The 23,839-nt window shown below is 60.4% G+C and carries 21 protein-coding genes and 1 pseudogene; 8 read left to right on the top strand and 14 right to left on the bottom strand.

What is annotated here, in order from left to right:
- Positions 1 to 22 precede the first annotated feature (22 nt).
- On the top strand, positions 23 to 589 hold the full coding sequence (locus K290_RS0103590) for a DUF6101 family protein (RefSeq protein WP_028750604.1): 567 nt from the start codon (positions 23 to 25) through the stop codon (positions 587 to 589).
- A gap of 72 nt (positions 590 to 661) precedes the next feature.
- Here K290_RS0103590 and K290_RS0103585 read toward each other — a convergent pair whose 3' ends face one another.
- The 3 genes from K290_RS0103585 to K290_RS0103575 all read right to left on the bottom strand — a co-directional run bounded on the left by K290_RS0103585 (position 662) and on the right by K290_RS0103575 (position 2,982).
- A complete protein-coding gene (locus K290_RS0103585) occupies positions 662 to 1,117 on the bottom strand; it encodes a GNAT family N-acetyltransferase (RefSeq protein ID WP_028750603.1) in 456 nt (151 codons plus the stop codon).
- Between the two features lie 48 nt (positions 1,118 to 1,165).
- Positions 1,166 to 2,128: a 4-hydroxybenzoate octaprenyltransferase gene (gene ubiA, locus K290_RS0103580; protein WP_028750602.1), complete on the bottom strand. Its 963-nt coding sequence runs from the start codon at positions 2,126 to 2,128 to the stop codon at positions 1,166 to 1,168.
- A gap of 62 nt (positions 2,129 to 2,190) precedes the next feature.
- The gene (locus K290_RS0103575) at positions 2,191 to 2,982 is read right to left on the bottom strand and encodes a MipA/OmpV family protein (RefSeq protein ID WP_246432660.1); all 792 of its coding nucleotides are present in this window, start codon (positions 2,980 to 2,982) and stop codon (positions 2,191 to 2,193) included.
- A 258-nt stretch (positions 2,983 to 3,240) separates the two neighbouring features.
- Here K290_RS0103575 and K290_RS33780 point away from each other — a divergent pair, with 258 nt between their 5' ends.
- A complete protein-coding gene (locus K290_RS33780) occupies positions 3,241 to 3,672 on the top strand; it encodes a hypothetical protein (RefSeq protein WP_051263940.1) in 432 nt (143 codons plus the stop codon).
- Positions 3,673 to 3,765: 93 nt separating this feature from the next.
- Here K290_RS33780 and K290_RS0103565 read toward each other — a convergent pair whose 3' ends face one another.
- Positions 3,766 to 5,025 carry a cyclopropane fatty acid synthase gene (locus K290_RS0103565; protein ID WP_028750600.1) on the bottom strand — a complete coding sequence of 420 codons (1,260 nt, stop codon included), beginning with the start codon at positions 5,023 to 5,025 and terminating at the stop codon, positions 3,766 to 3,768.
- A gap of 291 nt (positions 5,026 to 5,316) precedes the next feature.
- Positions 5,317 to 7,480: pseudogene (locus K290_RS0103560) on the bottom strand (Tex family protein); the annotation flags it as partial.
- A gap of 241 nt (positions 7,481 to 7,721) precedes the next feature.
- On the opposite strand from K290_RS0103560, the gene purD reads away from it, so the two are divergent.
- The 3 genes from purD (at position 7,722) to K290_RS0103545 (ending at position 11,748) form a co-directional block, all read left to right on the top strand.
- Positions 7,722 to 8,993: a phosphoribosylamine--glycine ligase gene (gene purD, locus K290_RS0103555; protein WP_028750598.1), complete on the top strand. Its 1,272-nt coding sequence runs from the start codon at positions 7,722 to 7,724 to the stop codon at positions 8,991 to 8,993.
- A gap of 121 nt (positions 8,994 to 9,114) precedes the next feature.
- On the top strand, positions 9,115 to 9,543 hold the full coding sequence (locus tag K290_RS0103550; protein ID WP_028750597.1) for a plant virulence effector HPE1-like domain-containing protein: 429 nt from the start codon (positions 9,115 to 9,117) through the stop codon (positions 9,541 to 9,543).
- A gap of 390 nt (positions 9,544 to 9,933) precedes the next feature.
- Positions 9,934 to 11,748, top strand: coding sequence for a methyl-accepting chemotaxis protein (locus K290_RS0103545; protein ID WP_028750596.1), 1,815 nt, complete (start codon positions 9,934 to 9,936; stop codon positions 11,746 to 11,748).
- Between the two features lie 78 nt (positions 11,749 to 11,826).
- Here K290_RS0103545 and K290_RS0103540 read toward each other — a convergent pair whose 3' ends face one another.
- The 7 genes from K290_RS0103540 to K290_RS0103510 form a co-directional block, all read right to left on the bottom strand.
- Positions 11,827 to 12,321: a 2-thiouracil desulfurase family protein gene (locus K290_RS0103540; protein ID WP_028750595.1), complete on the bottom strand. Its 495-nt coding sequence runs from the start codon at positions 12,319 to 12,321 to the stop codon at positions 11,827 to 11,829.
- Positions 12,322 to 12,335: 14 nt separating this feature from the next.
- Positions 12,336 to 14,711, bottom strand: a complete 2,376-nt coding sequence (gene glyS, locus K290_RS0103535; RefSeq protein ID WP_028750594.1) for a glycine--tRNA ligase subunit beta — start codon at positions 14,709 to 14,711, stop codon at positions 12,336 to 12,338.
- 1 nt (position 14,712) lies between these two features.
- Complete coding sequence (locus K290_RS36070) at positions 14,713 to 15,285, bottom strand: endonuclease domain-containing protein (RefSeq protein ID WP_245276460.1); 573 nt, start codon at positions 15,283 to 15,285, stop codon at positions 14,713 to 14,715.
- A 61-nt stretch (positions 15,286 to 15,346) separates the two neighbouring features.
- Positions 15,347 to 17,281, bottom strand: coding sequence for a DUF2207 domain-containing protein (locus K290_RS0103525; protein WP_028750592.1), 1,935 nt, complete (start codon positions 17,279 to 17,281; stop codon positions 15,347 to 15,349).
- A 77-nt stretch (positions 17,282 to 17,358) separates the two neighbouring features.
- Positions 17,359 to 18,615: a 3-phosphoshikimate 1-carboxyvinyltransferase gene (locus K290_RS0103520; RefSeq protein WP_028750591.1), complete on the bottom strand. Its 1,257-nt coding sequence runs from the start codon at positions 18,613 to 18,615 to the stop codon at positions 17,359 to 17,361.
- 87 nt (positions 18,616 to 18,702) lie between these two features.
- The gene (locus tag K290_RS0103515) at positions 18,703 to 19,254 is read right to left on the bottom strand and encodes a LemA family protein (protein WP_028750590.1); all 552 of its coding nucleotides are present in this window, start codon (positions 19,252 to 19,254) and stop codon (positions 18,703 to 18,705) included.
- A gap of 108 nt (positions 19,255 to 19,362) precedes the next feature.
- Entirely contained in the window at positions 19,363 to 20,322 is a 960-nt protein-coding gene (locus K290_RS0103510) for a glycine--tRNA ligase subunit alpha (protein WP_028750589.1), read from the bottom strand.
- A 121-nt stretch (positions 20,323 to 20,443) separates the two neighbouring features.
- Here K290_RS0103510 and K290_RS0103505 point away from each other — a divergent pair, with 121 nt between their 5' ends.
- Together K290_RS0103505 and K290_RS33775 are read left to right on the top strand one after the other, a co-directional pair.
- Positions 20,444 to 20,743 carry a hypothetical protein gene (locus K290_RS0103505; RefSeq protein WP_028750588.1) on the top strand — a complete coding sequence of 100 codons (300 nt, stop codon included), beginning with the start codon at positions 20,444 to 20,446 and terminating at the stop codon, positions 20,741 to 20,743.
- A complete protein-coding gene (locus K290_RS33775; protein ID WP_245276458.1) occupies positions 20,733 to 20,987 on the top strand; it encodes a type II toxin-antitoxin system RelE/ParE family toxin in 255 nt (84 codons plus the stop codon). Before K290_RS0103505 ends, K290_RS33775 begins: the two co-directional genes overlap by 11 nt.
- 85 nt (positions 20,988 to 21,072) lie before the next feature.
- On the opposite strand, the gene K290_RS0103495 is transcribed toward K290_RS33775, so the two are convergent.
- Positions 21,073 to 21,264, bottom strand: a complete 192-nt coding sequence (locus K290_RS0103495; protein WP_028750587.1) for an NfeD family protein — start codon at positions 21,262 to 21,264, stop codon at positions 21,073 to 21,075.
- A 16-nt stretch (positions 21,265 to 21,280) separates the two neighbouring features.
- The gene (locus tag K290_RS0103490) at positions 21,281 to 22,141 is read right to left on the bottom strand and encodes a S49 family peptidase (protein ID WP_028750586.1); all 861 of its coding nucleotides are present in this window, start codon (positions 22,139 to 22,141) and stop codon (positions 21,281 to 21,283) included.
- A gap of 335 nt (positions 22,142 to 22,476) precedes the next feature.
- On the opposite strand from K290_RS0103490, the gene K290_RS0103485 reads away from it, so the two are divergent.
- Positions 22,477 to 23,823, top strand: coding sequence for an Nramp family divalent metal transporter (locus K290_RS0103485; protein WP_028750585.1), 1,347 nt, complete (start codon positions 22,477 to 22,479; stop codon positions 23,821 to 23,823).
- Positions 23,824 to 23,839: the final 16 nt, after the last annotated feature.

Here is a 23,839-nt window from a genome sequence, read left to right as displayed (position 1 = left end):
GTAAAACAAGGGTAGAGATTAGATGACAAATACCGTCCTGAAGCCCGATTGGGCTGGAACCACACTGCGGCTCGATCCGACGCGCTTTCCGCAACAGGTCAGCTATGCCATGCGCGGTGCCGCGGGTGACGTCACGATCACGATCGACGAACGCGGCGCCGTGCTGCGAAAGATATTGCCTTCCAGCGGTCTGCCGCTGTCCGTCGCATTGCCGAAGCGTGCCTTCAAGGGCGTCGCCGCCCGCGCCATCGACCATGGCGACGGCGAAGTCACGGTAACGCTGGAATTGCATCATGACGATCCCGACCTCTGCATCCCCCTCCTCGTCGCCCACGATTTGAGCGACATCGCCGCCGACTGGCGCTCGTGGTCGGAAGCCTTCCGCATTCCGATGATGATGATCGAAGCCGACGGAGTCGCCCGTCCGCTGGAAGAACATCTCGGCGGCGTCTCCACTCGCGACATCCAGCCCCGCCGCCGTCACTCCTATTTCGCCAATCGCCGCCCGCGCTTCCTCGTGCGCCGCACGACCGGCAAGCTCGGCGTCAAAATGAAGATCGAAGGCCGCGAGATCATCGCGCGGAGCTGAAGTCCCCGAATCGAAATCTCGGCATATTGTCCATGATCGGCCGCAGAGCGTTCAGCCTTGCGGCCGATATAGCTATTGCTCTAGCGAACGCTCCACAATGATCGTCCGTTCAGCCTCGTGGTAGTTGTCCCTCACGGCCTGGTAGCCCAACTTGGCATAGAAAGCCTGCGCGGTGACGGACGACGGCACGACAAGGGTCGTGATACCTTTGCTACGCGCTATCAATTCTATTTCGGCCATCAGTTGGGTTCCCACTCCCTGCCCCTGCATCAAGGGAGATACGAACACAGTGCGGATCACCGCGCCGTCGAGACTGGCAGTGCCGACGATATTGTCGCCTTTCGTCGCCACGCAAACAATCCGGCTGCCCAAGAGTCTTCGCACTGCCGCAGGAGTGAAATTCTGTGCTACGCGGGAGATTATGTCCTGCGAATAATCCTTCGCATTGGTTTCGCGAAGGGCGGACTGTATCACGGCGCTAATGGCCTCCACATCCGCTTCTTGAGCCAATCGGATGCGATATCCCATGCTGAGCACCCATCGCTTATAGCAAAACTGTAATGCAGCCGTCTTTCATCACGGAACGAGAAACAGGAACGACAGGAAAAGGCCGGCAAAGATGATGAGGCCGACCTTGCCGTTGGATCTGAACAGGATCATGCATTGCTGCGCATCGTTGATGTCGAGCACGGCGATCTGATAGGCGAACATGCCGCCGGCGACGATCAGACCGACATAGGAGAGCCACCCTGCTCCGGCCAGTGCAAAGGACAACAGCATCAGCAGCAGCGTCGCACCGTAGAGACCGGCCAACCAGAGACGCGTCTTATCGCCGAAGAGCCGCGCGGTAGAGCGGACGCCGATGAGCTCGTCATCCTCCTTGTCCTGATGGGCATAGATCGTGTCATAACCGATCGTCCACAGGATGGCGGCGGCATAGAGCACGATGGGAGCAAGCGACAGGCTACCGAACAGCCCGGCCCAGCCCATCAACGCACCCCAGGAGAAAGCCAGCCCCAAGAAGAACTGCGGCCAGTCGGTAAAGCGCTTTGCAAAGGGATAAAGCGCGACGATGGCGAGCGACAGCACGCCGAGAACGACGGTGAACCAATTGAACTGCAGCAGGACCACAAGGCCGACCAGCGCCTGCAGCGCTATGAAAATCTTTGCCTGCAAGCGCGTCACGCGGCCGGAGGGTAGCGGACGTGAGCGCGTACGCGCCACTTCCATGTCGATCTCATGATCGACCAGATCATTATAGGTACAGCCGGCGCCGCGCATGGCGACGGCACCGATGAAATAGAGGAAGAGGTGGTGGATCAGCAGGAAGCCGGGTGAGACCTGGCCCGCCGCCGCTGCGGCATTGGCCGCCAAAGCGGCCGACCAGAAGCATGGCCACATCAAAAGCTCCCAGCCAATCGGCCTGTCCCAGCGCGCGAGCTGCGCATAGGGCCAAAGCGCCGGGGGCAGGATGCGGTAAACCCAGTTGCCGGAGGGCGCGTCTGCGACGCGCCCGTTGATGTCGCCTGTCTTTTGCATAGACGACTAGTAGTGATATCTGGCGGCCGCGGTCAAGCGGCGGGGCTGACACCCCGCTCTTTTCAGTTCAGCGTGAAGTTGAACTTGTAGCTGGCGGAGACGCCGACCAGCAACTGGTTGCGGTCGCCGCGCTCGCGCACGAGGCTGCTGTCTGCGGCCGGGCCTGTCAGGCGGGAATATTCGACGAAGGCGCTCGTGGTCCAGTTCTGGCTCGCCTTCCAGGTCAGCGCGCCGCCAGCGCCCACGGACTTTATACCGCCACCCGGATTGTAGCGGCTAAGACCGGACGCCGCGGACTGCTTGGCGTTGACGCCGTAATAGGTGTCGAAATAATCGGGGGACGCGAGCGTCATGCGCGGGCCGCCGGAAAGGCGCAGTTCCGGCGTAATGTCGGTAAAAGCGTCGATGGCGGCGTCGGCAACAATGCCGCTATGGGCACGGATGCCCTGGCGGACTTCGACGCGGGCGCGCAGCCAATCGGTCGGATAGGCTTCGACGAAGCCGCCTGCTTCGGCGCCCCACTTGACCTTCTTCAGACCTTTCAACTCGTGACCGTCGCTGGAATCCCGGCTCGGCACGAATTTGCCGACAATACCGGCCCGGATACCGTCATTGTCGATGAACGCGAAAGAGGGATTGTCGTTGCGCGAGGAAAAACGCGGGCCTGGGCCTTGCTTACCGACGGAAATCAGCGGCGACCATTGCAGCTTGTTGTGTTTGCTGCCTTCGAACTTCGGCGCCGTGAAACCGGCCGCACCGACGCTTAGATACCAATCACCCGACCAGAAATGCTGACCGTCTCCGGCAAAAGCGACGCCCGCCGAGGCGGAAAACAGGCCGAGGGTGAAAAACAGACGCGATTTCGCAAACACAATGCAACTCCATGATACGCAATACAAAGGGCCATACACGCCCTCCGAGTTGCCGCAAATTATCCCGATCGCGTTACCGCTCCCTTAACCAAACGCGATCGACTTCGGGGAATAACGGCGAAACTTTAGAGGGTGACTTCATGGGATCCGAGCCTGCGCCGATGTGTCGCGGTGATTTAATTCCGGCATAGGATACTCAATCATGGGTGTTACCAAGGCATTATTCAGGATAGGGCCGGAATGAATACTATATCTTTGATTTCGCTCAGCATGTTTATTGGTATCGGCACGACGCTTTCAGGCTGTGTCGGCACGCCGCTGGATGGCACCAAACAAAACCAATATTCCCACAGAGTAGTCTCCGGCAAAAAGACGGCACTTGGCATGGCCGCTTCCGTGAAGCGGGATTGTACGTTCAACTCCTACCCCTATACCGGGATCATCAAGCAACCCAGCCATGGCAAGGTTACTTTCGAACATGGCCCGGTTCGCGTGAAATACGACAAGGACAGCGACGCTTACGTCTGCAGCGGCAAGCCGGTCGAGGGAACGACGGTATATTACACGTCCGATCCCGGCTTCACCGGCACGGATCAGTTCAGTCTGCGCATGACCGTTTTATATGCAAGCAAAGTCAGCGACGAAAATTTGACGGTCCAAGTGGTCAAATAACATGGACACCGTCGCTGTCCGGCAGGGTCAAAATCAAAACGCCGGGCCTACGGAATCCCGTGGCCCGGCGCAATCCCGATACTGCCGCAAAGGTTAGAACGTCACCTTTTCCAGCGGCGCGCGGTTTGCCTCGAATTCTCTGAGCTTTGCTTCCCGCTCGGCGATGTAATTGCGGTTGTCGGGAACAGCGAACTGGTTCTTGGCAATCTGGATCTGCATGATGAAGAGTTCATCCCAGCGGAAGCCCATTTCCGAGCCGGCCAGATAGAACTCCCACATGCGGAAGAACTTCTCGTCGTAGAGCGCGACGGCCTCGGCCTTGCGCGCCACGAAACGATTGCGCCAGTGCCGCAGCGTATGGGCATAATGCATCGGCAGGATTTCGACATCCTTGACCATGAGCCCCGCCTTTTCCAGCGGCGCCAAGGCCTCCCCGACCGAGGGAATGTAGCCGCCGGGGAAAATATATTTCTCGATGAAGGCGTTCGTGGCGAAGCTCGGCTTCGGACGGGCGATGGAGTGCAGCACCATGACGCCGTTATCATCGAGCAATTCGAAGACCTTGCCGAAGAACTTGCCATAGTTGCCGATGCCGACATGCTCGAACATGCCGACCGAGACGATGCGGTCGAACTTCCTGCCGGTCAGGTAACGATAGTCCTGAAGCTCGAAGCGCATGCGGTCGGACAGCCCACGCTTGGCGGCGCGATCGCGCGAAACTTTAAGCTGCTCTTCGCTCAGCGTAATGCCGGTAAAATCGAGGCCGGGATTGGCTTCGGCAAGGTACATGCCCATGCCGCCCCAACCGGAACCGATCTCGAGAACGCGCTGGCCTGGCTCGACCAGGAGCTTGGCGGCAATATGGCGCTTCTTGGCCAGTTGTGCCTCGTCCAGGCTGATGCCGGGTGGGACGAAATAGGCGCAGGAATATTGCCAGTCCTCATCGAGGAAGAGATCGAACAGCTTGGCCGACAGATCATAGTGATGCGCAACATTGTATCTGTTGCGGTTGATCGGCGAGCGGCTCTTGATCTGCTGCCAGGCGATGCGGCCGATCAGGAGCGCCGCCATGCGCAGGTCAAAGATCTCGTTGGTGGTGTTCTGCTTCACAAGCGAGAGGAATTCATAGATATCCCCTTGCTCCAGAATGAAGCGCCCCTCCATGTACATTTCGCCGAGCTTCAGGGTCGGATCGCGCCCAATCGCGTCCTCCGCCTGTTGGTCAGCGACGCGGACGGCAACCGTTTCGCCGGACCCATCGCCGATCATGTGCGTCTCGCCAGACGCGAGTGTAAGTTTCAGAGAGCCTTTACGGACGATTTTTTTGACAATCGAGAAGAGTGCCGACGCCATGGACGCCTCGCATATGATGACATGACATTGAGGCTGACTTTAGCGCCTCATAGCATTGTGGCAAGCACACCTTTTCGCACTGATTGGCACTCCGGCAACAACTCTGCCAGAGTGTGACATTCTTGCACTGAGTCTCGCTAAGTCATTATTTTCGCTTAAGTGCATCCGCCAGAGCGGCGCCGAAGCTGCCCTGCTGCTCCAGTTTCGGGCCGCTGTCACGCCTACCGCCAGCGTTGTGCCCGCCAGTTTTTTCGCGCGATTGCTGTCCAGGCGTCGCTGCTACGGCACTGCCATCTTTGCGCATGGAAAGACCGATTCGCTTGCGTTTGACGTCAACCTCCACAACTTTCACCTTCACGACGTCGCCGGCCTTGACCACCTCATGCGGGTCCTTCACGAAGCGGTCGGCGAGCTGCGAGACGTGGACGAGGCCATCCTGGTGGACGCCGATATCCACGAAGGCGCCGAAAGCCGCGACGTTGGTCACCGTGCCCTCCAGCAGCATGCCGGGCTTGAGATCGCCAATCTCGTTGACCCCTTCGGCGAAGGTGGCAGTGTTGAAGCTCGGGCGCGGATCGCGACCAGGCTTTTCCAGTTCTGCGAGGATGTCACGCACCGTCGGCAGACCGAATTTTTCGTCGATGAACTGGCGGGGATCGACCGCCTTCAGCACGGCAGCATCTCCCATCAGGCTGCGCAGATCACGGCCGCAGGCCGCCACGATCCGCTTGGCCACACCATAGGCTTCCGGATGCACCGATGAGGCATCGAGCGGCTCCTTGCCATCCGGAATGCGCAGGAAGCCGGCGCATTGCTCGAAGGTGCGCTGGCCAAGACGGGCGACCTTCAGGAGGTCACGGCGGGTCTCGAAGCGCCCCTCGCCGTCGCGATGCTTGACGATCGCATCGGCAATGGACGGGCCTAGGCCGGAGACGCGCGCAAGCAGCGGCGCCGACGCTGTGTTGAGATCGACGCCGACCGCGTTCACCGCATCTTCCACGACGGCATCGAGCGAGCGTGACAGCTTCTGCTGGTCGACATCGTGCTGGTATTGGCCGACGCCGATCGACTTCGGCTCGATCTTCACGAGTTCTGCCAGCGGATCCTGCAGACGACGGGCAATAGAGACGGCGCCGCGCAGCGATACGTCGAGACCGGGGAACTCCAGCGCCGCCGTTTCCGAAGCCGAATAGACGGATGCGCCTGCCTCGGAAACAATCACCTTGGTCGGTTTCGGCGCCGGCAGGTCAGCCAGCATATCGGCCACCAGCTTTTCCGTCTCGCGGCTGCCCGTGCCGTTGCCGATGGAGATCAGCTCGACCTGGTGCTTGCGCACAAGCGCTGCCAACGTCGCCTGCGTGCCGCGTACGTCGTTTTTCGGCGGGAAAGGATAGACCGTCGTCGTCTCCAGCAACTTGCCGGTGCCGTCGACCACGGCAACTTTGACGCCAGTGCGGATGCCCGGATCGAGCCCCATCGTCGCCCGCGATCCGGCCGGTGCCGCAAGCAAAAGATCCTTCAGATTGCGGGCGAAGACGTGGATAGCCTCCTCTTCGGCGCGTTCGCGTAGCTCTCGCATCAGGTCGAGCGACAGGGACATGGAGAGCTTGACCCGCCAAGTCCAGCTTGCCACCTCCATCAACCAGCGGTCCCCGGGTTTGCTCGTGCCGATCTCGTAGGCCGTCACGATCATCCGCTCGACCGGCTTGTTCGGCGAGACGGCATCGACGTCGACCTCGATGGTCAGGGTCAGCACTTCCTCATTCCAGCCGCGCAGCATGGCAAGCGCCCGATGACCGGGAGCAGTCGCCCAACGTTCCTGATGTTCGAAATAGTCGGCGAATTTCGCCCCCGCCTCCTGCTTGCCGTCGACGACCCTGGCTTTCAGCAAGGCATTCGTTTTCATATAGGTGCGCAGCTTGCCGAGCAGATCGGCATTTTCGGCAATGCCTTCGGCGATGATATCGCGCGCGCCTTCGAGCGCCGTCTTCACGTCGGGCACGTCAGCGGTGATGAAACCCTCGGCAAGGGGGGCCGGCTCTCTGGAGCGATCGGCAAGAATGGTATCGGCAAGCGGGCCGAGGCCGCGCTCCCTGGCGATTTCGGCGCGGGTGCGACGCTTCGGCTTGTAGGGCAGATAAAGATCTTCCAGCTCGGCCTTAGTCGCGACCACCGCGATCTTGCGCATCAGCTCATCGGTCATCTTGCCCTGGCCGGTGATCGACTCGACGATGGCAGCACGGCGGGCTTCCAGCTCGCGCAGATAGACGAGGCGTTCCGCCAGCGTACGCAACTGGCCGTCATCGAGACCGCCGGTCACCTCTTTGCGATAGCGGGCGATGAACGGCACCGTCGCGCCTTCGTCGAGAAGCTCGATCGCGGCCTTGGCCTGATCCGGACGCGAATTGATCTCGGTGGCGATGGTTGAGGCAAGGGAGCGAATATCGGCGGCCATATGATTCTCTGAACTTGATAGAAGTGCGGGGACCATAGTGCCACAAAAAGGCGTGGCAATGTTGTAGCCTGAGCCTCCACAGGATTTGCCGCTTGACCTTTGGTTCAACGGCCCTTAACCGCGCAAAGGACGTTAGAGCAGTTCCGCGCTTCACGGATTCGCTGAACTGCTGTTTTCACGCAATTCCGGACGGAAAACCGCTACGCACTTTTCCTGGAATTGCTTTAGAAAAGGGCAAGCCATGAAAGTTCTGTTGATCGGATCGGGCGGACGCGAGCATGCACTGGCCTGGAAGCTGGCGCAATCGCCGCTGATGACGGAATTCTACGCCGCGCCCGGCAATCCCGGCATTGCCGAACATGCGACCCTTGCCACCATCGATATCGAAGATCATGGCGCGATTATTGCCTTCTGCAAGGAAAAGGCCATCGACTTCGTCGTCGTCGGCCCGGAAGCGCCGCTGGTCGCCGGGCTTGCCGACCGCTTGCGCGCCGAGGGCATTGCCGTGTTCGGGCCTTCGGCCGGGGCCGCGCAGTTGGAAGGCTCCAAAGGGTTCACCAAGGATATCTGCGCCCGCTACGATATCCCGACTGGCGCCTATCAGCGTTTCAACAATGCGCCGAAAGCAAAAGCCTACATTCGTGCGCAGGGCGCGCCGATCGTCGTCAAGGCCGATGGGCTTGCCGCCGGCAAAGGCGTCACCGTCGCCATGACGGTCGATGAAGCGCTTGCCGCCATCGATGACTGCTTCGAAGGCGCATTTGGCGCAGCCGGCGCCGAGGTCGTTATCGAAGCCTATCTTGATGGCGAGGAGGCGAGCTTCTTCTGCCTTTGCGATGGCACGCATGCGCTGGCTCTCGCCACCGCCCAGGACCACAAGCGCGTCGGTGACGGCGATACCGGGCCGAATACCGGCGGCATGGGCGCCTATTCCCCGGCTCCGGTCATGACGGCTGACATGGTCGAGCGCACGATGAAGGAAATCATCGAACCGACAATCCGCGGCATGGCGGAAAGCGGCCATCCCTTCTCCGGCGTCTTCTTCGCCGGGCTGATGATCACCGCCAAAGGGCCGGAACTGATCGAATACAATGTCCGCTTCGGCGATCCGGAGTGCCAGGTGCTGATGATGCGGCTGAAGAGCGACCTGCTGCCGCTGCTTCTCGCGTGCGCCAATGGCACGCTGGATCAGGTCGGCGCCGAGTGGAGCGACGACGTGGCGTTGACGGTGGTGATGGCCTCGAAAGGCTATCCCGGCTCCTATGCCAAGAACACGCCGATATCTGCCCTGCCCGCCGACAGCGACGGCGCCAAGGTGTTTCATGCCGGCACAGCGCTGCAGGATGGCGTGCTGGTCGCAACCGGCGGCCGGGTGCTGAACATCACGGCGACCGGCAAGACGGTCAGCGAGGCGCAGAAGCGCGCCTATGCCCTGGCTGCCGAAGTGCAATGGCCGAATGGTTTCAATCGAAGCGATATTGGCTGGCGCGCCATCGAACGGGAACAGGCTTGAACCGACAATCGCCAGCCTGTGCCGATTTCTGCGGTTCCGCTAAACTTTTAGCAAATCTCCTGACGGGATGGAAACAAAGCGGCGCTAATCTCTCCGCCATATAAGACGGAGTGGTTTTGTTATGCGTCCCTTTTTCCTGACTTTGGCATGCGTGCTGGCCGCCGGCTCGGCCATGGCTTCGTCGATCCAGCCCATCGACAGCAAGACGGAAACCAACGGCGGCAGCATCATCGACAAGGTCTGCACGGATTGCCCGGCGCTCAAGCCGGAAGCCGTCAAGAAGGATTATGTGGTGCCGGAGCTGACGCCGGGCACACAGTCCATCGTCGTGCGCGACATCGATGGCCAGCGGAAAGTAGTGCGCACCGAGGCCTGGATGGGCGGCTCTCCGGTCGTGTTCATCTCCAAGCCGACACCTGAAGCGCTTGCGGCCGCCGACGCTCCGAGCGACGGCATCGATTTTGCCACCAAAACGGCCGCCCTGCCCGAATCCGCCAAGGCGAAGGCACCCCTGCCGCTCGATCTCTCCGGCTTTCAGCTTCGCCAGTAACAATAGCCGTTCTATCTCGTTCCCTGCCCCGCCCGACCAAAGTTTCGGTCGACGGGGTCTGCCGCAAGGCGGACCTGTGCGCCCCTGAAGAGAAGCAGGGGCGCATTTGTTTTGTATAACAAAGCAAGGAATTTTCCCGCCAGTTTCAGATAAACTTGAAAGCGAGTTAGTATTATTTATTGCGATGCAACTGAGCGATTTATTAAAGCTGCTTAAATTCTGATCACGCGGTTTTGATTAAAACTTTATTAGATATAAAGCGCGATTTTGCTTCCACCGGACAGCAGCATGTCATTTCGAGCAGCGGCAAGCGTATTGGGGCTCTCCCAGGCGATCGCACAGGCGGTAGAAAACCGCGCCGGTATTCATCCTACCCTGTTGCGAGGCATTATGAAGAATCTCAAGATCGCCCATCAACTCTTCGCTCTTCTGGGCGTGCTTATGGCCGCTTTTGCCGTGGCGACCTATTTCCAGATCCGGTCGCAGGCGGATTCCATCTATGACGACCGTTTCGACATGCTCCGCACGCAGGTGGAGTCCGGCATTTCGGTTCTGAATCAATATTATCAGCGCGAGAAATCCGGCGAGATGACGCATGAGGCGGCCCAGGCCGAAGCCTTCAAGATCCTCTCGCATATCAGCTTCCAGCCCGCCGGCTATCTCTTCGGCTTGGACTACAGCGCCATTATGCGCTTTCATCCCATTCCGGCCAATGTCGGCAAGGACATGTCCGGCCAGACCGACAAGAGCGGCACCTATTTCAGCAAGGAAATGGTCGAAAAGGGCATCAAGGGCGGTGGCCGTACAGTCTATTACTGGGGCAAGCCCGGTCATCCCGACAGCGAGCTTTTCCTCAAGGGCAGCTATTCCGCCGCCTTTGCGCCATGGCAGATCGTTCTTGGCTGCGGCGTCTATATGGACGACCTCGAAGGCCAGATTCACGCGGCAATGTGGCGCGCGCTGCTGATCTGCGGCATCGTCTTCCTGGTCGGCATCGGTTCTGCCCTCTATTTCATCCGTGGCATTACCAAGCCGCTTGCCGACGTCCATACCGCTCTCAAGGCAGTGGCTGACGATGACGTGAAAATCGCCATCCCGCATACCGAGATGCGCAACGAGATCGGTTTGATGGCCAAGGCCACCCTGGCGCTGCAGGAGAAAGTCCGCATACGCCATGCGCTGGCGGATCGTCAGGCCGCGCAAGAGCTGGAAATCAGCAGCGAACGCGAACAGAACCTTCGTCAGCAGCAGGACGAAGCGCATGAGCAGGCACGCGTCGTCTCCATCATCGGCCGGGCGCTCGAAGCGCTCGCCCAGGGCGATCTGACCGTGCGCTGCGGCGATATCGGCGCCGGCTATGCCGGGCTGCGCAACAACTTCAACGAGGCGCTGTCACACCTCGAAGCCGCCATGGGCCGGGTCAATGCCAAGGGCAATGACATCGGCGTCAGCAAGGAGGAAATCCGCAGGGCCTCGAACGAGCTGTCGCAGCGCACCGAACGCCAGGCCGCAAGCCTGGAGGAAACCTCGGCAGCCCTTGACGAGTTGACCGTCGCCGTACGCCAGACCGCCGAGGGAGCCCATGAGGCCAGCAAACGCGTGCACGCCGTCAGCACCGAGGCATCGCGCAGCGACGCCGTCGTCGCCCAGGCGATCGACGCGATGAGCGGCATCGAGAAATCGTCGGAAGAGATCAGCAAGATCATCGGCGTCATCGATGAGATCGCCTTCCAAACCAACCTTCTGGCGCTGAACGCCGGCGTCGAGGCGGCTCGTGCCGGCGAATCCGGCAAGGGCTTTGCCGTCGTCGCCCAGGAAGTGCGTGAACTGGCACAGCGCTCTGCCGCCGCCGCCAAGGAGATCAAGGATCAGATCGCCCGCTCCTCCGGCCAGGTCGACGAGGGCGTTCGGTTGGTCGGCGAGGCAGGCGAAGCGCTGAAGCGCATTTCCGATCAGATCAAGGCCGCCAATGAGATCGTCTCGAAGATCGCCCACAGCGCCTCCGAGCAGGATACGACGCTGCGCTCGATCTCGTCTTCGATGAACCAGCTCGACGCCGCCACGCAGCAAAATGCTGCCATGGCAGAAGAGACGACGGCATCGGCCGAAACGCTTGCCGCCGACACCGAGGACCTGCTCGGGCTCATCCGCGGCTTCCGCGTCAACGACGGTCGGCCGCTCGCCCAGAACCGCCGCGCCGCTTAAGCGGCAACAAAACAGCTATCTCGAGAACCGTCGGGCGCAAACCCGGCGGTTTTTCTCTTTTTGGGTATGAAAGGTGTCTCAGTCGGCCGTCGCCAGCCGCTCGACCAACCTGTCGATCTCGCGGTCGGAATAGACCTCGACGCCCGCCTGCTTCAGCAGAGCTGCCGTGACGCCATGGCCCATATGCCGACCGCCCGAGAATGTGCCGTCATAGATGAAGCCCGAGCCGCAGGACGGGCTGCCATCAATCAGCAGAGCGTAGAGGCAACCGGTTTCCTGAGCGAGCGCCAGAGCATTTTCGGCCGCCTGACGAAACGCCGTCGTGATATCGCCGCCGGTGACCTCGATCACGCGTGCACTGCCGGCAAGCACGTCCTCGCCGGCCGCACCATCGGCAATTTCGGCCGGCGGCCTCGGAACGGCCATACCAGCCGACATTTCCGGGCAGATCGTCACCAGCCTGCCCTCCTCGCGCCAACGCTCGATGGCCGGATGGATGAGCGGCTTGGAGCGACCGTCATAACGGACGGCATGGCCCATGAGGCAGGCGCTGACGAGAATTTTTCCGGTCATCGCGCCTCCTTGCCTTACCCCGCGATCTTCGAGAAATCCGCGACCGTTCCCGTCGCCTCGCGGATCAGCCGCAGCAACGCCAGACGATTGGCGCGGATGGCGGCGTCTTCATCGTTGACGAGCACGTCTTCGAAGAAGCGGTCGACGGGCGCGCGCAGTTTGGAAAGCGCTGCCATGGCCGAGCGGAAATCTTCCTTGGCGATCGCATCGGAGGCTTCGGCGGAAGCTTTGGTGATGGCGGCGAAGAGGTCCTTTTCGGCATCGAGCTTCAACAGGTTTTCTGAAACGTCATCGGCTATGACCGTGCCCTTCTTCTCCTCGGCCGCGAGAAGCTGGGTGGCGCGCTTGGTGCCGGCAAGCAGGTTCTTGCCATCTTCGGAGGTAATGAAGGCGGTCAGCGCCTCGACACGGCGAGCGACCATCAGGAGATCATCGGCTTCCGGCGTCAAAACGGAGTCAATGAGATCGTATCGGGCGCCCTGATCGCGGAGATAGACCTTGAGGCGGTCATGGAAGAAGGCGAGGAGATTTCCACTGAATGACTCAAAATCGGGCCACTCGGGCTGGTTACTTCTAAGACGGGGGTAGTTATCCTCCCGGTTTCTTTCATCCAGCATCCACGCCTCTACCTGGGAATAGCTGAATTCATCCTCAATGTTTCCATCTTGATCAATAGGAACCAGAAACGCCTCACGATAGTCGGCATCATTCTCATCGAGACCAAGCTTTCGCCCATCTACCGTCATGAAAAGTTGTAGGGCTAACATTTTCGCGATTGTCAGAGTTTTATATGTGGAAAAGCCCACGGAGCTTAAAGGCAAGCGCACCTTGCATTCCAGCAGAATCCTCACCACACCCAAAGCAGCGCGCCGCAGCGCAAACGGGTCCTTCGAACCGGTCGGCTTTTCATCGATCGCCCAGAAGCCGATGAGCGTATCGAGCTTGTCGGCGAGCGCGACCGTGATCGCGACCTTGTCCTCGGGAACGCGATCGGACGGGCCTTGCGGCTTGTAATGATCTTCGATCGCAGCCGCGACGGACGCGTCTTCGCCCTGCAGCACCGCGTATTTGCGGCCCATGAGGCCCTGAAGCTCCGGAAATTCGCCGACGGCTTCGGTCCGCAGGTCAGCCTTGGCGAGCACGGCGGCGCGATCGACCTTGGCCGGATCAGCGCCGGTGATTTTGGCAAGCTCGGATGCCAACGCACGAATGCGGGCAATGCGTTCGCCCTGGCTGCCGAGTTTGGCATGGAAGGTGACGTTCAGCGCGTCGAGCTTCGCCATGCGCTGGTCGAGCGGCTTCTTCAAGTCGAGGCCGAATTTCACAGCAGAGGCTTCCAACGTTTCGAGATCCGGCAGGTCGCCCTGATCGCGCTTCCAGAAATGCAGCGCGTCGGAAAGACGGGCGCGCACGACCTTGCCATTGCCGTGAATGATCTCCTTGCCGCCATCCGTCGCCTGGATATTGGAAACGAGGATGAAGCGGTTGGAGAGTGTTTCGCCGACCTGCGGACGGGTGACGAAGCACTTCTGGTTGGTCTTGATCGTCAGACGGATGATTTCCGAGGGGATCGACAGGTAATCCTCCTCGAAGGAGCCCATCAGCACCTGCGGCCATTCCACGAGGCCGGAAACCTCTTCCAGCAGGCCCTCGTCCTCGACAAGCTCCAGACCATTGGCAAACGCGACATCGCGGGCATCGTGCAGGATGATATCCTTGCGGCGCTCGGCATCGAGAATGACCTTCGCCTTCTCCAGGCTAGAGACGTAGTCATCGAAGCGTTTGACGGCGATCGCCTGCGGTGCATGGAAGCGATGGCCATGGGTCACATTCGACGCGACGATACCGTCGATCTCGAAGGGGATGACGGCGGTTTCTTCATGCTCAGTGCCGAAGACGCAGACGATCGACTGCAGCGGGCGCACCCAGCGCAGCGAGCCCGGCTTGGCCGACGCCTTGCCCCAGCGCATCGACTTCGGCCAGGGAAAATCGCGGATGATGCCGGGCATGACGTCGGCGACGATCTCCTCGGCGGCGCGGCCGGGCTTGGAAATGACCGCAACATAGAAATCACCCTTCTTCGGGTCGCTACTTACCTGCGCTTCAGAAATGGAAGACAGGCCGGCGCCGCGCAGAAAACCCTCGATCGCTTTCTCGTTGGCGTCGGTGCGCGGTCCCTTGCGCTCCTCGCGCACATCAGCCGAGCGCGCGGTCAGGCCGCGAATGTCCAGCGTCAGCCGCCGCGGCGTCCAATATTCGCGCGCACCCTCATAGGACAAACCCGCTTCGACCAGCGCGTCAGTGACGAGTTTCTTCAGGTCGCCGGCAGCCTTGCGCTGCATACGGGCAGGAATTTCCTCGGAGCGGAGTTCGAGAAGGAGATCGGGCATGTCAAGGTTCCTCACCCTCCCCTTGTGAGAGAGGGTCGGCACGGCGTGCCGGAGTGGGGTGAAAATGGTCGGCCTCTGCTAGCAAAATTTGTCGCTGCTGCACAATGGCAAATATCGTGTCCAGAACAGCCTCGATCTCATCCGTGACCTCGGCATTCCAGAATCGGATGACATGATAGCCTTCGCTTTCAAGGAATGCCGTTCGCTGAGCATCATAACGTCCTGCCGCATCTTCTGCATGCTGCCTACCGTCAAGCTCGACAATCAGACCTATCTGATGACAGGCTAAATCAGCAAAATAACGCCCAATTGACACCTGCCGCCGAAAATGCGTGCCTTCAATGGGGATGCGCCACAAATGTTTCCAGAGCTTGGTTTCCGCATCAGTCGAACCTGCGCGCAAGCGCCGGCTATTGGAAACTTTGAAACGATCCAATTTGGAGGGCTTTTTGGCCACGGGATCTCCGATCTGCTGAAATACCGAAATTAATGCATCGCGACGAACACCCTCCCCTTGAGGGGGAGGGTCGGCCGAAGGCCGGGGTGGGGTGATCGCCGCCAGCTCCGCAGCCAAGCAATTGTCCCCCCCACCCGCCGCTTCGCGGCGACCTCCCCCTCAAGGGGGAGGTGATCAACTACCACCCGCCTCCGCCTCCGCCGCCTCCACCGCCGCCGGAGGAGCCGCCATCACCGCCGCCCGAAAAGGCCGAAGAAGAGCTGGAGACGGGCGCTGGGATCGTCGAGGCGATGGTGGATGCCATGGAGGAGGAAAAATCGCCGATCGTGCCGCCGATATTGCCTGGGTGGAAATCGCCGGAATACCAGGCCGGCGCATAGGCGGCCGCGGCCGCACCCGCAGCGGTGGCAAGCCAGGTCTCGAAGGCGTCCGACCAAGGCTTTTCGACGCCGAGCGCGACCGCATAGGGCAACAGCTTTTCGAAGTGCTGCGGCGACATCTGCGGCGCGCCTTGCATGTTCATCCGGTCGCGTTCGGCGAGCGTCAGATATTGCCGCAGCCCGGCGATGCCATCCATCATCTTGCGCCCGAGCGGCGTCGGCGCCCCCATCAGGAAAAAGAAGACGACGTTGAGCGCGAAAATGCCGACGATGCCGGCGAGCAGGGGCAGTTCACCCGCCTCCCACAAGGGGACGAGGGCGGCAGCCAGGCCGCCGACCGCAGCCGATACGAATAGAAAGCCGAAGAATGCGGCGAGCAGAACAGAAAGAATTCGCTGTCCAAGGCCGGCATCATGACGGCGGAACCTGCGGCCGATTGTACCGGCAAAGATCGTCACCACGATCGACAAGAAGCCGGGCACAATGATGAGAGGCAGCGCATTCTCATGCAAACGACCGAAAATGACGATCGCAGCCAGGATGAGGATCGATAAAGCGATGCCGGCAATGACGTACAGCGCATTGGCTTTGTAATATTCGCCGCGGTGATCGCGCTCGATCGCGCTGCGGAATGTCGAGCCAAGCTGCTTCACCGCCTCGCCGTTCGCCTTGTCGATGACAAGCGGGGAAAATGGCCCGACCGCCTGCATGAGCACCTTGTCGCCGCCGCTGAGATCGCTGCCTGCCTTGCCGGTCGGGCGGATGACCACCTTTTCCTTCAGGTCGTCGAGAATGACATAGCCGCGCACCGCAAGATCGATCAAAGTCGCCGACAGCGCCGTCCATCCCCCGCCGGAAAAACCCCTGTTGTCGACGTAGTTGACCAACGCCGGCGAAATACCGTCAGGCGGGTCCCAGCGCGGGACCATCACGCCGCGTGGGGGATCGCGGCCGACGACAATCCAACTGCGGAGATAGTAGGCGAACACCAAAATCAGGCCGCCGATGGCGATGATCGCGTCTATATGATCGGTTACGAACCAGTGCCATTGCTGGCTGCTACTCGGCGCCACAATCGCGCCCTTCGGCAGCTTGATGGCGATCGTCAAACCTTCGGCCGGGGCCAAGGGCCGGATGGTGACAAAGGTGATCTTGTCCGCCTGTGCGCTGGCGCTTGCGTCCTGGCCCATCGCGCCGATCGGCCCGGTATAATAGGCAAGCTGCTGCGGCTTCACGCCGTCCGGCAGTGTGACGGTGGCCGAGACGTGAAGGATCGGAAATTGCCAGCCATTGCCGGTGACGTTCCAATAGAGCTCGTCATGATCGTCAAAATAGCGGATCTGGCGATCGGTGGTGTAGACGATGCGGTAGACATGCTGGCCACGGTTTACGATCCGATCGGCATTTCCGACATAGATGCGCTCCCCGCCCTCGATCTGCTCCTTGTGCCAATCTTCCGGCTGTCCATCGCGTTCGACGGAGACGACGTCAAAATCCACCTGCGCCTGGCGGCCTGCGGAATCGACAAAAGTCAGCGGAAAATCCCGGAATATGCCGCGACGGATCGCGCGGCCTTCCGCATTCACCGTAATCGTCTCGGTGACCTGCATGGAGCCGTCGCGATCGAGAATAATTCCCTGATCGAAAGCGTTGATGACTTCGGCGGCTGCCGTGATCGATGCGGAGAACAGCAGGAGCGATGCGACAAAGAGTCCGGAAAGCCAACGCGTCATCACAGCTCCTGCGATCCGACGGCACCCCAGCGTGCCGCATATGCCGAAATATCTATGCGCCTCTCCTAGGGGCGGTATCAGTCGTCGTAGGCAACTCCCAGTGACGCCAGGACATCCCAATAGGCCGGGAAGGTCTTAGCGACGCAATCGGGATCGAGAATGGTGATGCCGCCGATCTTAAGACCGGCCAGCGCAAAGCTCATGGCGATGCGGTGATCGGCGAAGCTGTCGATCTCGGCCGGCAGCGTCTTGCCGGCAAGGCTCGGGTCGGAGGCGACGATCAGGTCGTCGCCTTCCTCGGTGCCGAGGCCGGGAGCGATGCGCGACAACCCGCTCGACAGTGCCCGGACGCGATCGCACTCCTTGACGCGGAGATTGGCGATGCCGACGAAGCGCACCGGCGTCTCGTTGAAAGCGGCAAGAACGGCGAGCGTCGGAATGGCGTCCTGCATCTGCGATCCGTCGATGACGGCGGGGAGATGTGGAAACTGCGAGATCGTGTCGTAGGCGCGAGCGTCCGGCTGCGAGAATTCGCTCGCCGGTGTGCCGAGATCGATCTTCCCGCCGGACAAAACCTCGGCGGCCCAAAGATAGGTCGCGGCCGACGCATCCGGCTCGATGTGGAAATCAGCCGCGTGATAGCCGGTCGGCTGAACCCGCCAGGCAACGGCGCTGACGCGCTCGACCTCGGCGCCGAAGGCACGCATGGCGGCAACCGTCAGATCGATATAGCCGAGAGCGCCGATATGTTCGCCAAGCAGCACGACATCGACCGGGCGATCGCCGCCGGACGCCATCATCAGCAGCGCCGAGACATACTGGCTGGAGAGGCCGCCATCGATCTCAACCCGGCTCGCCTCGAAGCGGCCGGTGCCATTGACGGTGACGGGCGGGCAGCCGGTCTCGGCCGAGGCATCGATGCCCAGGGAACGCAGGGCGTCGACCAGCGGGCCGATCGGCCGCTTGCGCATATGCGCATCACCATCGACCACGACCTTGCCGTCGACCAGAGCGGCGGCGGCGGTCAGGAAGCGGGTCGCGGTGCCGGCATTGCCAAGAAACAGCGGTGCAGCCGGCGACTTGAGTTTGCCGTCGCCGGTAACGATGAACGTGGTGTCGTCGGGCTCCTCGATCGCAACGCCCATGGCTCGCAGCGCTTCGGCCATATAGCGCGTATCGTCGCTCTTCAGCGCACCCGTCAGCCGGCTGGTTCCCTTGGCAAGGCCGGCGAGCAGCAGCGCGCGGTTGGTGATCGACTTCGATCCCGGCGGCATGGCGCGTCCGGTAAGCGGCTTGCCGGGGGGGATAATCGTGAGTTTGGCTCTACCCATCATCAATCTCTTTGGTCGGTCCAGAAAGCGGCCAACGGCCTGCGGTCGGCTTCCTTTACCGCCTGGAACGCAAAACCGATAGAAGGAATCTTAGAACTTGACGGATGGAACGGCGCGGTCCGCCTCGTTGGTGATTTCGAAGAAGGCCCGCTTGGTGAAACCGAAGGGGCCGGCGAGCAGATTGTTGGGAAAGCTCTCGACCTTGACGTTGAGATCGCGGGCGGCACCGTTGTAGTAGCGCCGCGACATCTGGATCTCGTTTTCCGTCGTTTCCAGCGATTGCTGCAGCTCGACGAAACCGACATTGGCCTTGAGGTCCGGATAGGCTTCGGAGACGACCATCAAGCGACCGAGCGCCTGTCCGAGCACGCCTTCGGCGACAGCGCGGCCGGCAACATCGCCGGCGGGCACGGCCTGGGCCCTGCTGCGTGCCTCGACCACCTCCCTCAGCGTCTGGTTTTCATGCCCGGCATAGCCTTTAACCGTCTCGACCAGATTCGGAATGAGATCGGCACGGCGCTTGAGCTGCACGTCGATCCCTGACCAAGCCTCCTCAGCCACCTGACGCGCGCGAACGAGGCCGTTATAGGTGAAGACGGCATAAAGCGCGATCAGAACGATGATCGCCAAAATAATATACATCGCGAACCCTCGTGGCGAATGCAACCGCGAGGGAGACTATGTGGCTTAACGGATATTGTCATCCGCTTTTCGTCGTTGGGCCAATACGTTAGCGATGCGAAATGTGTCTTAAGCCGCCTGCTTGTCCCAGTTCGCACCGCCGGCATCCGTCAGCAGGAATGCCTCACCGCAGGCTTTCGCCAGCGTGCGGACGCGCAGGATATAGCTCTGGCGTTCGGTGACCGAAATCACGCCGCGCGCATCGAGCAGATTGAAGACGTGGCTGGCCTTGATGCATTGGTCGTAAGCGGGGAAAACGCATTTGTGCAGGAGTTGATTGGCGTTGTCGCCCGGCGCGCCGGCCGCGAGCAGCGCCTGGCATTCCTTCTCGGCATCGATGAAGTGACGGTGCAGCATTTCAGTGTTGGCATATTCGAAATTATGCCGCGAATATTCCTGCTCGGCCTGCAGGAAGACATCGCCATAGGTGATCTTCTCATCGCCTTCGAGACCGTTGAAATTCAGGTCGTAGACGCTGTCGACGCCCTGAACATAGGTTGCGAGACGCTCGAGACCGTAGGTCAATTCGCCGGCGACCGGCGCGCACTCGATGCCGCAAATCTGCTGGAAATAGGTGAACTGCGACACTTCCATGCCGTCGCACCAGCATTCCCAGCCAAGACCCCAGGCGCCGAGCGTCGGGCTTTCCCAATCGTCTTCGACGAAACGGATGTCATGCAGGAGCGGATCGAGGCCAATAGCAGCGAGCGAGCCGAGATAGAGTTCCTGCAGGTTCGGCGGATTCGGCTTCAGGATGACCTGATACTGATAATAATGCTGCATACGGTTCGGGTTTTCGCCGTAACGACCGTCGGACGGGCGGCGCGAGGGCTGCACATAGGCAGCCTTCCACGGCTTCGGCCCAAGCGCGCGCAAAGTCGTCGCCGGATGGAACGTGCCGGCACCGACTTCCATGTCGTAGGGCTGCAGAACCGCGCAACCCTTGTCAGCCCAGTAATTGTGCAGCGTCAGGATCAGCGCCTGAAACGAGCGCTTCGGATTCATATTATCGGGCGGGGTCGCGGTCATGGAGATCAGCCACTATCTGCTTGGTGTACGTTGGCGCGACAGGTGCCACGATGGAAGACAAGGGTCAAGAGATGACGTATAGATAGAGCTATGCGTCTCCACGCCACTTTGGAGAAGGATTATGAACGTCAAAACCGAAATCATCTTATCGGAGCGCCATCTCCGCCTTGCAGAGAAGATGGTCGAGGAAGGCGCATTTCCGTCCATCTCCAGTCTCGTTGAAGCAGCTATCGAGCAGATTGATCAGATCACGCATCATGATGACGTGCCTAGTGATGTGGTGTCCGGCATGGCCGACGAAATTCGCCGGCGGATGGAATTGCCTAGTGATCAATGGATACCGCTGAAGGGCGACACTTTGTTTGACGACGTCCGCACCCTCATCCGCAAAGAACTGGATGAGAAGCAGAATGGCATATGAGGTTAGTCGTCACCCCCTCGTTAGAGACGACCTTTTTAATATCACGATACTGATTGGCGAATATGCCGGCTATGCAATCGCCGAGAGCAAAATCGAGCAAATCGAAAAGAAATTGAACTCGCTGACCGATTTTCCCTATATCGGGACAACGCGGGACGACATCTACCCAGGTTTACGCGCCATTCCTGCGGCGGAAAAAGCAGTCATCTGTTTCACCCGTCAACGAACAGACCGCGACCGTTAATGTCGTCTGTATCAGCTATGCAGGCGCGGACTGGACGTCTCGGGTAAAGGAACGACGCTAACATCCTGGCCAATCCACGCCATTCCTACTCATCCTCTCGCTTCACCCGATACTCCCCTGTCTTCGGGTCCTTCACCAGCGTGCCGATGGCACCGGTGCGCCGCTCGCTTTCGGCGCGGCGGGATTTCTCGGTGAGTTTTCGGGCATCGCGCACGAAGCGTCGATAAAGAAGCCAAATACCGCCGACAGCAACGATGAAGAAGATGATCTGCGGCATCGCGCAGCGCTCCCGATTACAATCCGTACCGGCCCCACAATGCCTTTTCCTCTGCCACTTCTGCAAGTCCGGAGGCGAGGCCGGCGCCGATGCCATCCAAGCCCGAAAGGGAAATGCCGGGTGTGCGGCGGCCGAAGAGGCTGCGCGGTGTTGTGACCAGTTCGAGCTTGATCTTGTCGCCGAAACGCTTTTTCAACTCCTGGCGCATATCACCGAGGCCATCGATCAGGCCGAGTTCGAGACCGCGCCCGCCCGTCCAGAAGAGGCCGGAAAAGACGACCTCGTCCGCCGCCAGCTTACCGGCCCGACGCTCGCGCACCATATCGATGAACACCTTGTGAATCTCGACCTGCAGGCTCTTCAGATATTCGATGTCCTTTTCCTTCTCCGGCTGAAACGGATCGAGGATCACCTTGTTTTCGCCGGCAGTATAGACTCGGCGCTCGACCCCGAGCTTCTTCAAAAGCTCCGGAAAACCGAAGCCGCCGGAGACGACGCCGATGGAACCGACGATGGAGGTGGCATCGGCAATGATCTCATCGCCGGCGAGCGCGATCATGTAGCCACCGGATGCCGCCACATCCTCGACGAAAACGAGCACCTTCTTCTCTTTCTCGCGGGCAAGATCGCGGATGCGGCTATAGATCATGCGTGATTGCACCGGCGATCCGCCGGGCGAATTGATGACGATCGCCACTGCCGGGGCAGCCTTCATGCCGAAGGCCTTTTCCAGCGCCTGCGAGATGCCCGCAAGATTGAGCGACTGGCGGAGAGGACCGCCGCCGGAGGCGATGACGCCACTCAGCCGGACAACGGGAATGATCGCCCTTTCCTTGCGAAACCGCTTCGGAAGCATGCGCCTAAAAAATCCAGCCATTCGTCGTCCCTGATTCATGATGTTTGCTGCAGGTGATGTATGCATGGAAACGGCAAACGCAACATCCATCATCGCATTTCGCGCCCGCTTCCCTTCGCGACCGCACGTTTTTCGCCAAAAGCAAGACGTACAGAAGCGCCGCCCCTAACAGGGTGGAGACGCATTCCCACCCCGTGCGGAACCATCTTGGCTATCGCAGATTTCTCTCCCTGCGGATTGCAGGAATGCCACAGCGGGTGCGAACGAGACCCGGAATGGTTTTTCTTGTTGCGAATGAATTGCATTATCATTCTAAACCGCTAACCTCTCGCGGTATCGAAGCCTGCGGAAGCCCCATGGATCTTATGAAACCCAAGTCCGACGCCGGCTGGCGCCATGACCGAGAAGAGGCCACTCTTTCCGATGTGTACCGCTCGGTCGAAACCGCCAAGGGCGGTTCGGTGCTGCGTCGCGTCGCCGCCTTCGCAGGTCCGGGCTATCTCGTCGCGGTCGGCTATATGGACCCGGGCAACTGGGCGACCTCGCTCGCGGGCGGATCGAAATTCGGCTATGCGCTGCTGACCGTCGCATTGTTGTCCAACCTCATGGCCGTGGTGCTGCAGGCGCTTTGCGCGCGTCTTGCGATCGCCACCGGCCGCGATCTGGCTCAGGCCTGCCGGGACGCCTTTCCGGGTTTCGTCTCCGTGCCGCTGTGGGCGATGGCGGAGATCGCCATCATCGCGACGGATATCGCGGAAGTCGTCGGCACTGCCATCGGCTTGAATCTCGTTTTCGGTATTCCGCTCGAACTCGGCGTCCTGGTCACCGCCTTCGACGTGTTTCTCATTCTTTTCCTGCAGCGGCTGGGCTTTCGCTGGGTAGAGGCGCTGATCATCACCCTGCTCGGTGTCATCGCCTTCTGTTTCGGCGTCCAGGTCTTCCTTGCCGATCCCAATTGGGGCGAGGTCATCAAGGGCTTTTTCCCGACGACCGAGATCGTCAGGGATCCGAACATGCTCTACCTCGCGCTCGGCATCCTCGGCGCGACGGTCATGCCGCACAATCTCTATCTGCATTCCGGCATTGTGCAGACACGCGCCTTCGGCAATACGCTTTCGGAAAAGGAAGAGGCGCTGACCTATGCCACGATCGATTCGACCGTGGCGCTGACCTTCGCTCTGCTCATCAACGCTTCCATCCTCATTCTCGCCGGCGCGGCGTTTCACGCGCATGGCCACACCGATGTCGTGGAACTCGCCCAGGCGGAATCGCTGCTGGCGCCGCTTCTCGGCCTGGCGATCGCGCCGACGCTGTTCGGGATCGCGCTTCTCTGTTGCGGCCTCAACTCCACGGTGACGGCAACGCTTGCCGGGCAGATCGTGATGGAAGGGTTTCTGCGGCTCAAGGTGAAACCTTGGCTGCGCCGCATAGTGACGCGTGGACTGGCGATTACCCCGGCCGGAATCGTTACCATATGGTACGGTGATTCCGGTACGGCGGATCTGCTGATCCTGACCCAGGTCGTGCTCAGCCTGCAACTTTCCTTCGCTGTCTTCCCGCTGGTCATGTTCACCGCCGACAAGACCAAGATGGGCGATCTCGTCGCACCGCGCTGGTTAAGCACCGTCGCCTATATCATCGCCTTTGCCATCGCCCTTCTGAATGTAAAGCTCATCTTCGATGCGATCCAAGGCACACCCTGAATTCGGATGATCTTGT

The organism is Rhizobium leucaenae USDA 9039, from assembly GCF_000426285.1.
GTDB lineage: Bacteria > Pseudomonadota > Alphaproteobacteria > Rhizobiales > Rhizobiaceae > Rhizobium > Rhizobium leucaenae.
This window is presented reverse-complemented; position numbering and strand designations above follow the sequence as displayed.

Excerpts from the sequence above, each read along its gene's own strand:
- glyS (WP_028750594.1), bottom strand. The coding sequence starts at position 14,711 with ATGCCCGATCTCCTTCTCGAACTCCGCTCCGAGGAAATTCCTGCCCGT.
- K290_RS33775 (WP_245276458.1), top strand. The coding sequence starts at position 20,733 with ATGGCATATGAGGTTAGTCGTCACCCCCTCGTTAGAGACGACCTTTTT.
- K290_RS0103505 (WP_028750588.1), top strand. The coding sequence starts at position 20,444 with ATGAACGTCAAAACCGAAATCATCTTATCGGAGCGCCATCTCCGCCTT.
- K290_RS0103510 (WP_028750589.1), bottom strand. The coding sequence starts at position 20,322 with ATGACCGCGACCCCGCCCGATAATATGAATCCGAAGCGCTCGTTTCAG.
- K290_RS0103525 (WP_028750592.1), bottom strand. The coding sequence starts at position 17,281 with ATGACGCGTTGGCTTTCCGGACTCTTTGTCGCATCGCTCCTGCTGTTC.
- purD (WP_028750598.1), top strand. The coding sequence starts at position 7,722 with ATGAAAGTTCTGTTGATCGGATCGGGCGGACGCGAGCATGCACTGGCC.
- K290_RS0103550 (WP_028750597.1), top strand. The coding sequence starts at position 9,115 with ATGCGTCCCTTTTTCCTGACTTTGGCATGCGTGCTGGCCGCCGGCTCG.
- K290_RS0103520 (WP_028750591.1), bottom strand. The coding sequence starts at position 18,615 with ATGATGGGTAGAGCCAAACTCACGATTATCCCCCCCGGCAAGCCGCTT.
- K290_RS33780 (WP_051263940.1), top strand. The coding sequence starts at position 3,241 with ATGAATACTATATCTTTGATTTCGCTCAGCATGTTTATTGGTATCGGC.
- K290_RS0103495 (WP_028750587.1), bottom strand. The coding sequence starts at position 21,264 with ATGCCGCAGATCATCTTCTTCATCGTTGCTGTCGGCGGTATTTGGCTT.
- K290_RS0103485 (WP_028750585.1), top strand. The coding sequence starts at position 22,477 with ATGGATCTTATGAAACCCAAGTCCGACGCCGGCTGGCGCCATGACCGA.
- K290_RS0103565 (WP_028750600.1), bottom strand. The coding sequence starts at position 5,025 with ATGGCGTCGGCACTCTTCTCGATTGTCAAAAAAATCGTCCGTAAAGGC.
- K290_RS0103540 (WP_028750595.1), bottom strand. The coding sequence starts at position 12,321 with ATGACCGGAAAAATTCTCGTCAGCGCCTGCCTCATGGGCCATGCCGTC.
- K290_RS0103585 (WP_028750603.1), bottom strand. The coding sequence starts at position 1,117 with ATGGGATATCGCATCCGATTGGCTCAAGAAGCGGATGTGGAGGCCATT.
- ubiA (WP_028750602.1), bottom strand. The coding sequence starts at position 2,128 with ATGCAAAAGACAGGCGACATCAACGGGCGCGTCGCAGACGCGCCCTCC.
- K290_RS0103545 (WP_028750596.1), top strand. The coding sequence starts at position 9,934 with ATGAAGAATCTCAAGATCGCCCATCAACTCTTCGCTCTTCTGGGCGTG.
- K290_RS0103590 (WP_028750604.1), top strand. The coding sequence starts at position 23 with ATGACAAATACCGTCCTGAAGCCCGATTGGGCTGGAACCACACTGCGG.
- K290_RS0103515 (WP_028750590.1), bottom strand. The coding sequence starts at position 19,254 with ATGTATATTATTTTGGCGATCATCGTTCTGATCGCGCTTTATGCCGTC.
- K290_RS0103490 (WP_028750586.1), bottom strand. The coding sequence starts at position 22,141 with ATGGCTGGATTTTTTAGGCGCATGCTTCCGAAGCGGTTTCGCAAGGAA.